The following is an 11905-nucleotide window of genomic DNA, read 5'->3' as shown; positions in this document are numbered from 1 at the left end:
TTATTAATTGTTACAATATTATTAATCAATTTGTTAGTTTTGGCACGATATTTCTTTGCTCTGACTGTCCTACATTTTTCAAGAGAAACCCTGAAGTGTGATTCACTTCATAAAAAACCTAATCAGGTCCGATAAGACTTGAGTGTTTAATCCGAAGGATTAAAAATTTTTACCGCAAAATTGCAATCGTTTACAATTGGTGAATTTTTGCGATTTGGCACTCGGAAAGAAACTAATTTTTATAACACAATAACCCAAATTAATTGAATTATGGAAGACAAGTTTATTTTAGCTTTAGACCAGGGAACTACAAGTTCGAGAGCAATCGTTTTCAACAAGCAAGGTGAGATGGTAAGTGTGGCACAGAAGGAATTCACCCAAATTTTCCCTCAGCCAGGATGGGTAGAGCACGATGCAAACGAAATTTGGTCTACACAAGCAGGTGTAGCTGCCGAGGCAATTACACAAGCTGGAGCTAATGGAAAGAGCATTGCAGGGATTGGTATCACAAACCAGAGAGAGACTACAGTTGTATGGGACCGCGAAACCAGTGAGCCAATTTACAATGCAATCGTTTGGCAGGATCGTCGTACATCAAAATATTGTGATGAGTTAAAGGCACAAGGTCATGCTGATATGATTCAGGATAAGACAGGTTTGATTATCGACTCATACTTCTCGGGAACTAAAGTAAAATGGATTCTTGACAATGTTGAAGGTGCTCGTGAAAAAGCAGAAGCAGGAAAATTAGCATTTGGTACTATCGATAGCTGGTTGATCTGGAAATTAACTCAAGGTAAAGTGCACGTTACTGATGTAACCAATGCAAGTAGAACCTTACTTTACAACATCAAAACTTTAGAGTGGGATAAGGACATGTTGGAGCTTCTTGACATTCCTGCAAGCATTCTTCCTGAAGTGAAATCTTCTTCAGAAGTTTACGGACATACAGTTACTACTCTTTTTGCACACGAGGTACCTATCGCAGGTATTGCAGGCGACCAGCAAGCAGCTACATTTGGTCAGATGTGTATCAAACCAGGTTCTGTAAAGAACACTTATGGAACAGGATGTTTCATGCTTTGTAACACTGGAACAACTCCGGTAAAATCAAACAACAACTTATTAACTACCATTGGATGGCAAATAAACGGTGAAACCACTTACTGTCTTGAAGGAAGTATTTTCATGGGTGGAGCTATCGTACAGTGGTTACGTGATGGATTAGGAATTATCAAGTCGTCACCTGAAGTAGAGCAATTGGCTGGTACGGTTGAAGATAATGGTGGTGTATTCCTTGTTCCTGCACTTACAGGTTTAGGAGCTCCTCACTGGGATCAGTATGCAAGAGGTACCATTGTTGGTTTAACAAGAGGATCTACTTCTGCACATATTGCAAGAGCTGCGCTTGAAGGTATCGCTTTCCAGACAAGAGACGTATTAAAAGCAATGGAAGCTGATGCTGGAATCGAAATTAACGAATTACGTGTTGATGGTGGTGCTGCAATTAACAACTTATTAATGCAATTCCAGTCGGATGTGTTAGACGCACCAGTATACCGTCCAAAAACTCTTGAAACTACTGCATTAGGTGCTGCATACTTGGCAGGTTTAGCAGTTGGATATTGGGATAGTGTTGACGAAATTAAGAGCCAATGGGCAATGGATCGTAAGTTCGAGCCAGAAATGTCTAAGGACAAATCAGAGAACTTGATTAAAGGATGGGATAAAGCCCTTGGTCGTTCGAAAGATTGGGATACGGAAGCTTAATTTTCAACATCTAACAACCTGGGTTCGGTTGATCGGATTGTGCCCAGGTTAAATATTTTTAAACCTATGCCGGAAACGAGAAGGAGGAACAGTAGAAGATAGAGTTCCGGCATTCTTTTATTAACAATTACTAAATAAACCATAATGTCATGAGTGAATTTATAGCAGAATTTATAGGAACAATGTTACTAATCTTATTAGGTAACGGTGTAGTTGCAAACGTTGTATTGAATAATACCAAAGGAAATAACAGTGGTTGGATCGTAATCACAATGGGATGGGGATTGGCAGTATTTACTGCAGTAGCAGTTGCTGGTCCGATTTCTGGAGCACACATTAACCCAGCTGTAACCGTTGGTTTGGCAGTAGCAGGTATGTTTGCATGGTCGAAAGTAGGTATTTTTATTGTTGCACAAATGGCAGGTGCTGCATTCGGTGCTTTCCTTGTATGGTTAATGTATCGCGATCACTTTAACTCAACAGAAGATGGTGGAGCAAAACTAGCTTGTTTCTCTACTGGTCCTGCTATCCGTAACTTTGGAAGTAATGTTGTGAGTGAAGTTATCGGAACATTTGTATTGATGTTTGTGATCTTCTATTTGGCTGGTCCTTCTTTCGAAGCTGCTGGTGTTGAAGGAGCGAAGATTGGATTGGGTACCTTAGGTGCTTTACCAGTTGCTTTATTGGTTGTTGCTATTGGTCTTTCATTAGGTGGAACTACCGGTTATGCAATTAACCCTGCAAGAGACCTTGGTCCAAGAATTATGCATGCTATTCTTCCTATGCAAAACAAAGGTGGTAGCGATTGGGGATACTCTTTGATTCCTGTTGTTGCACCAATCGTAGGAGCAGCTGTAGCAGCATTCTTATTCATGAGCTTATAATCTAGTTTATAACACTACTCAATTTTATTACTGTAGAGATCTTGAAATCGAGATCTTCAGGATCTCTACAGCCCAAAAAATCATTTAATCTATGGAAATCCCGGAGGGATTCGGGACCATCTGACCTAAATTCAAAATTCTTAACAGATGAAAAAATCAGTTTTAAAACTATCGGTATTATTTACGCTTATTATACTATTTGCATCTAACATGAATGTTAATGCACAAGGAAAAGTAACAGTAAGTCCATCGGTAACCACTCGTCACTACTGGAGAGGTATCATGGTAAGTAATACAGCAAACTTCGAAATGGACGTAGCATATACAAACAAAAACTTCACATTTGGAGCATGGGGTGGATATGCATTCGACAATACTTACTCAGAGTTTGATTTCCACATTGGATACAAATTTAATGAGCACTTTAACATTGCAGTTTGGGATTTATTTGCAAACCGCGACAGAGCTTCTATCGATGATTACAACTACCTTGATTTAGATAGATCAACAACCAATCACTTGATTGATGCAAGTTTCAACTTCTATTTTAACGAGAAATTCCCATTGAGCGTTTGTGTAAGTACTATGCTTTATGGTCGTGATTTAGATGAGAACGGTGATCAGAATTATTCAACTTACCTTGAGTTTGGTTACCCTGTAACAATTGGTGGTGAAAAAATTTCACTATTTGCAGGTTTGAACCCATTCGAAAACCAGGTATATGGTGAGAGTGTAGGCTTTGTAAATATTGGAGCTACAGCTACAAGAGATATTAAAATTACAGAGAGTTTTTCTCTAAACGCATGGGCTAAAGTCGCTATTAACCCACAAGCAGAAACTGCTAACCTTATTTTAGGGATCGGTTTCTAAACTTTGCATAAAACATCAAAAACCTAAACATCAGGTTCAATTATTAGCGATCAAAATAAAAACTCGCTTTCCAAATGGAGAGCGAGTTTTTTTGTTGAAACATCAATCGTTTAGAAAGCTAGTGCTTTTTTAATCATCTCGATTTCATTTTGTGCTAATTTTTCAAAATCAGTTGGAAGGATCTTGAGCTTACCATTCAATTTCGCGGTATGCTACCGATTCACAATTGATATCGTAACCTGAAGTAGCAGATGGCAACTCAAACTTATAAGCATAAACACCAACTACATAGCTTTGTCCTTCCACTAAATCGAAATCTGTCCAGTTATCGGTGCCAGAAATCACCCTGTGATTTGTTGAAATCATTCTGTCCGATACATAGATGATTTCTCCATCGATTTGATTGTGAATTTTTACTACATATACATCTCTGTCTTCAACACTCTCCCAAGCGATTTGTATGGAATGAATAAGTTTATCGTAGTTGAATTCTGTAATTTCTACCGGATCCAAACGACCTTCCAATAATTTATCACTAATGGTATAAGTCTTCAAATCTGCAGCAGTAATGTCGAACTGATAAACGCCATTTTCCACATCATCAGTAGAGAAATCATTCTGTACTGGCATCGATCTAAACACCATTTTGTTGGTGTACTTCGCTAAATCTTTATCAATACCGCTGGCGTCAGGTCCTTCCACACTTACATCTTGCATATCAAAGTTTGAGTAAGTATAAAATACTGGCGCATATACTGTATCGTCTCCACTTTTTTGTACTCGTACAAATACATCTGCGATTGCTTGTTTTTCAGGAGTATTGTCAAAATCATCACTGTCACACGATACAAACCCCACTGCTAAAATTAATAATGCCCCTATGGCTTTTAAATTGTTCATTTGTTTTAATCTTTTCATCAGTAATACTGATATTTCTTATTTAGTAAATTGTTGAGACCACAACCCGGGTAAGTCTCTTTTAAAAGCTTTTACATTTGCATGATGTTGCTTTTTACAATTGGTTGCTTCAGGAAATGAGAAATTTTCAATTTAAATTCTAATCGATTAAAAATCAGTTGAGTTTAGGAGCTGCCTGAAAAAGTTGTAATTTTAACGCAACCTTATCGCACTTTGTACAACTATCTAGTAAATCAGGATCGTAAAAGACGATAGCCACTTTGGAAAACCAAGAATTAGAAAAAATAATTAAAGATTGCTCGAAAGGTAAATCTAAAGCACAAGAATTGCTTTATCGGGAGTTTGCACCCAAAATGTTGGGTGTATGTTTGAGGTATTCCAATGATTTAAGCGAAGCCGAAGATACTTTGCAAGATGGTTTTATAAAGGTTTTCCAAAGTATTAAATCCTATCAGTTTAAAGGATCTTTCGAAGGATGGATTCGCAGAATAATGGTGAATACGGCTTTGGAAAGGTTTCGCAAATCGAAAAATATGCAAGTGGTTGATGAGATTTGGGAACCCGATCCTGATCCCGAACCGGAAGAAAGTATCCAAAATGCCGATATTCCTTTGGATGCACTTCTACAGATGATCCAAGGTTTACCCGATAGATATCAGATGGTTTTTAGTTTGTATGTTTTGGATGGGTATACCCACAATGAGATTGCTGAAGTTATGGACATTACAGTTGGGACTTCGAAATCGAACCTGGCTAGGGGAAGAGCGATACTAAAACAAAAGGTGAATGATTTTTTAAGTGAAAAAGAGAACAAGCTGAAAATATGCTAGACGAGAATAAACATATAGATAGTCTGTTTGCAGATGGATTGAAAGGAATGAGCGTTGAGCCAAAACCTGAAGTCTGGAATGCGATTAGCGGAAAAATGCTGGCAGCCCGACGAAAAAGGCGAGGGGTGATTGTATTTATTTCTGCTGCATTGGCTGCTTCGGTATTATTGTTCTTTGGAATCCAAAATCGAAATCTGTTTATTTCAGAACCTGGACTTGTACCAATGCAGCAGTTGAGCGATCAGGTATCCGAAACAAATCAGGCTAAGAATACAGATAAAACTATTGAAACAGAAACTGCAACGGCCGAACAGGAAGAGGTCATGCTAAGCAAAGAATCAGTGCAAGACTTTGTTGCTTCTAATGAGTTATTCGCAGGTCGAAATATCACTAAAGAAACAACTGTTGTGCACGATAATAGGCTGCAGAAAGAATCCATTATGGCTTCCATTCCAATGAGTGTTGGTGTATTGTCTAATTCTGCCAATACAATTCCTGAAAGCCTTCAATACATTGGTGTTGATAAATTATCAGTAATCACTTTAAGTGCCGAAGATCTGATTGTAATGAATAACTTGATGGCAATGGAACAGGCCAAAAAGGATGAATTGAGGAAAAACAGATGGGCAATCATTGGCCAAATTACATCGGCTTATTCGAACGAGGAATCGGCAGCAAGTGCTAACAGTGGAATTGTAAGCTTTGGTGGTGGTGTAAAAGTGAATTATGCGCTTGGTGAAAAGCTGGCATTTCAAACCGGATTCATGTACAATCGCATCGGTCAGGATTTTGGTGGCGGAAGCCAGAATCTTGTTTTCTCGGATGCCAATGCGTTAGAAGGCAGTAATAAGGATGAAGGTGCTTCTTACGGTCTGGAGGTATTGCCATCAAACTCAACTGCGGGAAATATCAGGTACAAGAACCTTGAAACCCGCGATGCAAGTCAGGCAGAATATCTGCTGACTTCAAATTTTGGATCCTCAGAGGAGTTAATGCAAAGTTTTGAAACCATAGAAGTGCCATTTTTATTGCGATACAGCTTGTCGCAAAAACGATTGGGCGTATATGTAAGTGGTGGCTTTGGTGCCAATTGGATTATCGATAATGGAGTGTATCGAACTTCAGGATCGAAACAGAAAATTGGTGAAATTGATAACCTGAGGACAACCAATTTTAGCTCATTATTTGGCCTGGGTTTCGAATACAATCTAAGTCCGAAAATTCAGATTGGACTTGAACCTAGCTTTAAATATTACCTGAATTCCATTAACAAGAGCAGTGAATTTAACTACAAACCATATTCAATAGGAATACATACAGGTATACGCTATAATTTTTAAGAACGATAATTGTGTGTATCAAAGGAAAAAAGACAGTGTTTAATACCAGGAATTAGTTCCTATAGAGCTTATTGATTTGTTATTCTTTTGTCTTTTTCCGTTTATTTTTCTTTTTTCGTTTGTTTTTCTTCTGATCTTTTTCTTCAAGTTCATCAAAGAGTTTCATCCCATCGGGGCCAAACATGCGCTTTGCAGCATGCTCGATATTGAAATATAGATGAGGACAATCTTCGCTGTTTTTAAATTTAACGCCTAAAATATCATGAAAATTACCATGTTTATCTCTGCCCGAACCCATTGAGCAAATGGAACTTTGAAAAGCCAATTTAATAATCCATTGTCCATCGGCAGGTGATAAAACAAACCAGGAAGTTTCGTATGATGTTCCATCACCAGTCGATAAATTACTTAATGCAACAAGGTCAAACTTCTTTATATAGGTTTCTATTTTTTCATCTTTACCAAGCTTGTTAAGTGCATAAGATTTTTCTCTATTCCCTATCAAACTAAAAGGATTCCTGTCTAAAAGGCTATCGCATTTTAAAAGAGCTAGTTCAAAATTTCCTTTCTCGTTTAAATTCCAGATTTCTCTTTCCAGCTCAATATCCTGATATGGCCAATATTTCTCGTTGTCGGTATATCCAATTTGTAAAGCAATCATTTCGTAGTTTGTGAGCGTAGTGTCACCACGTAAAAAGCGAGGGAATAATGTATCAAAAAAGATCTCACTATTTTTATTTTTGCTTTGTGCCAGGATAAGTTCAAAATCGCGCTCATAATCAAAATCTATGCGTGTTTGACCGTGTGAGTGGCATGATAACAATAGTGTAAAAATGGTCAGTAGAAGTGATAGTTTACGTGTCATAAGATTTTTAGCTTAGAAGTTAAATGCTGGATTTTTTTCAGGGATATAATTGCTTGGTAAAGTGTTGGCAAGCGACCGTTGACCCATAGCACCATGAACTTCGAATGATAAATTCGATGATGTTCCGTTTGGATGTACATCAAACTCTTTTTCAAGAGAAATGAAAACGGTTGGCCATTCGGTAAACGCAGTTACTCCACTTGTAAGGTTTATTGGTTTGTGATCAAAGCTTTCACAGTAGGTTACTTTTACCTTTTCTGATTGAAATCTATATCGTTTGATATTTTCCCCTGTTTTGGAGAGTATAATGGCTTTGTCGCCTGATTCGGGAATGCATTGCAATTTGTAACCGTTTGTTACAAGATTGTTGGCATAGAGGGAGGTTAAAAAATGCCTAAGGGAACCATAATAATGTTTTCTTCTATTGCTTTTAATTAGTGTTTTGGTTATTGAACTTGAAACTGGCATATCCTGGTAATAATAAAATGCTTCAAGTTTGAAAAGAGCATTATCGGTAAAAGAATTGATACTTATTTTCTTACCGCCCACCTTGTCTTTCTTGCAAACATGAAAATCTTTAATGAGAACTTTAATCTGGTAGCCTAGATGTTTGTTTTCGATAATCAAAGGAGAAGTACAGAAGGTGTGAAAGTCGTATTCATCTTTTCGAAAACGCAGCACGCTGTCGTTTAAAATTTTTACTTGAGAATTTTCAGCATAATAAAGGAAGTATTTCTTGAACATCCTGAGGTTTTGTTTTCGTTTATTCTTGCCCTTGATTTTCACTTCACCAATACTTTTTACACTTTTCGTAAGTTCAACCTCGACTTCTTCAGATTTGTTGATAGTTAGAACCTTGGGCTGATATGCTACGTGCATGACACCAACATGACAAGGAATTTCGGGGGAGTGTAAGATGAACTCTCCATTTTTGTTGGTCGTTGTGCCAATTGTTGTGCCCGATACAAAAACTTCAACATTTTTAAGGGCTTTTTTACTTTCAGAATCAATAATTTTTCCACGAATGGTTTGAGATGTGTTTTGTGCAGATACATTGTTTAGTGGAAGGGTAAACAATAGAATGGCTATCAAAAAGAGTTTAGGCATTTGTTTTGGCTTAGTGGGTTTTAATTGTTTTGTTTAATGAGTTTTGCTGTGAGTTTTACCTTTTTTTGTCTGATTCATATTGCTTTCAAAATCTATCTAAATGTATCATTAAGGCAATGCTGCTTTTGCTAATATTACTTAAGTGTAGATATTTAGAAAGAAATGCTGACGTTGAAAATTAGCAATAATTATGCCACAAAACAAGAGGAATATTAGTTTCAAATGCTGAAAATACATTCAAAGACTGTGTTTCTGCATTGGTATTGATTTGAAGTAAAGATTTTATTGTAAAGCAATATTTTCTTGTTCAGCTTGTCCATATTTTTAGGGAAAGAACAATAAAAATATTTGAGTTTGTTTGTTCATTCGATCAAAGACTAAACAAAAAAACCACCTTGTAATAAGGTGGTTTATATGCGGTTTTTTCTGTTTGGTCTTAGGCCAGTTCGAGCCATGAGCTTCCATCCTGGTAGTTCTCAATACTCGATACGTCTTTGTTAATTTGGAATGAATTAATCAGGTTACTGATGTCTTGTTGTAGTGAGTTTATGCAGTTGGTAATTAAATCTTTGCGAAAACCTTTTTCTTCGAGATTTAATACAAAATCTGCCGAAACAATTCTGCTTAGTGCTTTCCCCAAATCAACTTGTTTGCGCTGAGGCAGATTGAAATCAACAGAAAAATTAATTTCCTTTTTGAAATATTCAGAAGCTTTATCGGTAAGGCTGAAATCCTTAAGAAACTGAAATAAATTGCTCTCTTTTTTCTTCTTCATTAGTTTCAGAACCATGTCCGAAATTTGTGTGTACAGCATTTCATTTGCTCCTTCGAAAATTTGGAAAGGACGACTATCTACAATTCCGCGTCCACCAATATGACTCAATCGATATCCTTTTGCTCCCGATAACTGGACCAATGTTTGAGCGCATTCCTGCATAAGATCGGTAACTACAGTTTTTATGCTGTTTGCTTCAACGCCGTCGCTTGCCAGGTTATTTTCCAATCCGCTTTTTTCGCTACTTCTAACGCATAAGGCCGAGCAAATGGTATAAGCACTTTGCATTTTCGAAATCTGGTGTTGAACCTGATCGAAAGAAAACAGACTCTTTCCGCCTACAATTCGTGTTTTACACTGGTTGATGGCTTCATCCATCAGACGTTTGATAAAACCCAAACCCATACCTGGAAACTGCATTCTGCTGCGATGAAGAATGTCCAGCATCATTTTTACACCTGTACTTTCTGGTGTTAGTTTATACTCTTTGGGGATTTGAACATCCAGTTTATTGGTGCCATAAGGAATCATGTATAAGCCCAGGTTATCGAAGTATTCTTCAACCACTACCTTTTGGTTCTTTTGTGTTACATCGCAGATGAAGAAATCGATATCACGATCCAGTTTCCCTTGCTCTTGTTTGTGTCTTGAAGTGATTAGCCAAAAATCGGCCAAACCAGTTAAACCTTGCCAATGCTTGGTTCCTTTAATGTGGTACAAATCATCTTTTTTGGTGTAATGGGTTTGCATGTTAAGGGCATCGCTACCAAAATTGGGTTCGGTTATCATTAAACCACCCATTTGTTGTTTTTCCAGAAACCTTTTAAAAATGCCACCTTTTACTGTGTTGTTGGCATACTTTGCAACTGGTTCCAGAAAAAGTGCAATGTTTATTCCCAAAGTTAATGCCAATGGCAATGATTCGTATGCAGCCGAAGAAAGGATTCCTAAACACTCTTTTACATTTGCCCCACGTCCACCATAGTTTTCAGGAATGGCTACCGAAAGGGGAGAGTTAGACATGATTTCACGCATCACCAATGGAGGGAATCCACGGTTCAGACTGAATTTATTAATATCGTCACGTTCGTAAAATACTGATTTTAGGGTTTGTTCAAACTCCTGTAGGTACTCAGAAAAATTCTTAGTCATTTTATTCGTTCTACTTTATATCGATCTAATTTAATTTAGACGAGATAAAAATAGCTTTAATAAAGGACTTTGAAGTCTTCTTTTGTGTTTTTATTTACTATTTAGAATGGGAAACCTGAATATGAATTTATATTATTTTAAATTGAGACTTTCCACTGCTGGTAGTGCTTCATTGTTAAAATCGAAAAGTGCCTGGTTTTCCCAACTCGAACCATGTAATGTTCCTGGCTCCTGAAAAGCAACATATTCGGCTCCCCAATAACAAAAACCCATATTGTTGGTTTCGATACAGATGTCTTTTATTTTATCAAGAAATTGCTTTTGTCCTTCCGGAGTTGCCGGATAATCGGGAAGGATTAACTGACTGGCTTCACCAATTATATTTGTGGTATGATCGTTCCATTTTAAAGTAAAAGGGTAGGCGGTTTCCGCAATTATTACTTTTCGTGAGAATTGAATCTGATAATTATTGATTTTTGACTGTAAATCGGTAAGGTTTTTACCGTGCCATTGCGGGTAATAGGATAGTGCAATCATATCGTAATCGAGATGATCAACTTCATTGTAGAACGAATAGGCATCGGAATATCCGGCATAATGTATCATGATTTTGCACTCTTCATCCTGATTTCTTACCGCTTGAATGCCTGTATTCAATAATTCTTCAAATTGATCAGGATGTTCGAAACGATCGCCTTGTGGCAATAAGAAACCCGGATTCACCTCATTACCAATTTGAATGTAATCGGGTTGAATTTCACGCATGATTTTTTCTGTGTAGTTGTACAGGCTATCCTTGAGTGTGTTAAAATCTAAACCTGTCCATGCCTCGGGTGTTACCTGGTGGCCCGGATCAGCCCATGTGTCAGAATAATGTACACATAACCAAACATCCATATCCTGATCCTTTACTCTTCTTGCAAATTCTTTCACTGTCTGTAAAGAAGAATTCGGATTTTCAGGTGTGTGCCACAGGCGAATTCTTACCGTATTCAATCCGTGTTGCTTTAGGATACTCAGCATATCAGATTCAACACCATTGTCATAGAATTGTAATCCTAAATCTTCAATCTGTGGCAGAAAAGAAAGGTCTGCTCCAGAAATCATATGCTCTTTTGGTTCTTCAATCAGATCCGAATTGTCATTACTATCGGAACAACCCGAAAAAAGGGCAATATATATCGGAAGAAAGAGAAAGATGTATCTCATGAAACTGAAGTTTGATTTTCTACAAATTTAAGAAGAAAACTTGTCTTATTTTGAATGTTGATAAATACTTGACAAAATGTTATAAAACCATAAGGAAATCTGTAACCTTTTACCTGTTTATCAGGTACTAAAGGATCGTAGGACTGTTTAAGTAAATTATAACAAGAATTTCATACTTGCCGAAA

Annotated in this window: 10 protein-coding genes; 5 read left to right on the top strand and 5 right to left on the bottom strand. The window is 37.3% G+C overall.

All coding sequences use genetic code 11. From position 1 onward, the window contains the following. Nucleotides 1–270: 270 nt before the first annotated feature. The 3 genes from glpK (at nt 271) to ELS83_RS03860 (ending at nt 3524) form a co-directional block, all read left to right on the top strand. Complete coding sequence (gene glpK / locus ELS83_RS03870; RefSeq protein ID WP_171594215.1) at nt 271–1770, top strand: glycerol kinase GlpK; 1500 nt, start codon at nt 271–273, stop codon at nt 1768–1770. Between the two features lie 149 nt (nt 1771–1919). Further along, the gene (locus ELS83_RS03865) at nt 1920–2654 is read left to right on the top strand and encodes an MIP/aquaporin family protein (protein ID WP_171594214.1); all 735 of its coding nucleotides are present in this window, start codon (nt 1920–1922) and stop codon (nt 2652–2654) included. A gap of 147 nt (nt 2655–2801) precedes the next feature. Beyond that, nucleotides 2802–3524, top strand: coding sequence for a hypothetical protein (locus tag ELS83_RS03860; protein WP_171594213.1), 723 nt, complete (start codon nt 2802–2804; stop codon nt 3522–3524). 189 nt (nt 3525–3713) lie between these two features. Here the strand turns inward: ELS83_RS03860 and ELS83_RS03855 are convergent, their stop codons facing one another. Then, nucleotides 3714–4424 (bottom strand): hypothetical protein, encoded by a 711-nt coding sequence (locus ELS83_RS03855; RefSeq protein ID WP_171594212.1) that lies wholly within the window; start codon nt 4422–4424, stop codon nt 3714–3716. Between the two features lie 278 nt (nt 4425–4702). Here ELS83_RS03855 and ELS83_RS03850 point away from each other — a divergent pair, with 278 nt between their 5' ends. Both ELS83_RS03850 and ELS83_RS03845 read left to right on the top strand, forming a co-directional pair. Then, nucleotides 4703–5272: an RNA polymerase sigma factor gene (locus ELS83_RS03850; protein WP_249414402.1), complete on the top strand. Its 570-nt coding sequence runs from the start codon at nt 4703–4705 to the stop codon at nt 5270–5272. Then, nucleotides 5266–6612 (top strand): outer membrane beta-barrel protein, encoded by a 1347-nt coding sequence (locus ELS83_RS03845; RefSeq protein ID WP_171594211.1) that lies wholly within the window; start codon nt 5266–5268, stop codon nt 6610–6612. Before ELS83_RS03850 ends, ELS83_RS03845 begins: the two co-directional genes overlap by 7 nt. A 79-nt stretch (nt 6613–6691) precedes the next feature. Here the strand turns inward: ELS83_RS03845 and ELS83_RS03840 are convergent, their stop codons facing one another. The 4 genes from ELS83_RS03840 to ELS83_RS03825 form a co-directional block, all read right to left on the bottom strand. Beyond that, nucleotides 6692–7477: a DUF4919 domain-containing protein gene (locus ELS83_RS03840; RefSeq protein WP_171594210.1), complete on the bottom strand. Its 786-nt coding sequence runs from the start codon at nt 7475–7477 to the stop codon at nt 6692–6694. Nucleotides 7478–7489: 12 nt separating this feature from the next. Next, entirely contained in the window at nt 7490–8584 is a 1095-nt protein-coding gene (locus ELS83_RS03835) for a carboxypeptidase-like regulatory domain-containing protein (RefSeq protein ID WP_171594209.1), read from the bottom strand. 436 nt (nt 8585–9020) lie between these two features. After that, nucleotides 9021–10511, bottom strand: coding sequence for an acyl-CoA dehydrogenase family protein (locus ELS83_RS03830; protein ID WP_171594208.1), 1491 nt, complete (start codon nt 10509–10511; stop codon nt 9021–9023). Between the two features lie 132 nt (nt 10512–10643). Further along, a complete protein-coding gene (locus ELS83_RS03825; RefSeq protein WP_171594207.1) occupies nt 10644–11720 on the bottom strand; it encodes a glycoside hydrolase family 53 protein in 1077 nt (358 codons plus the stop codon). Nucleotides 11721–11905 lie beyond the last annotated feature (185 nt).

The organism is Marinifilum caeruleilacunae (assembly GCF_013141825.1).
GTDB lineage: Bacteria > Bacteroidota > Bacteroidia > Bacteroidales > Marinifilaceae > Marinifilum > Marinifilum caeruleilacunae.
Note: the sequence above shows the minus strand (reverse complement) of the source record. Positions and strands in the feature narration are given on the sequence as shown.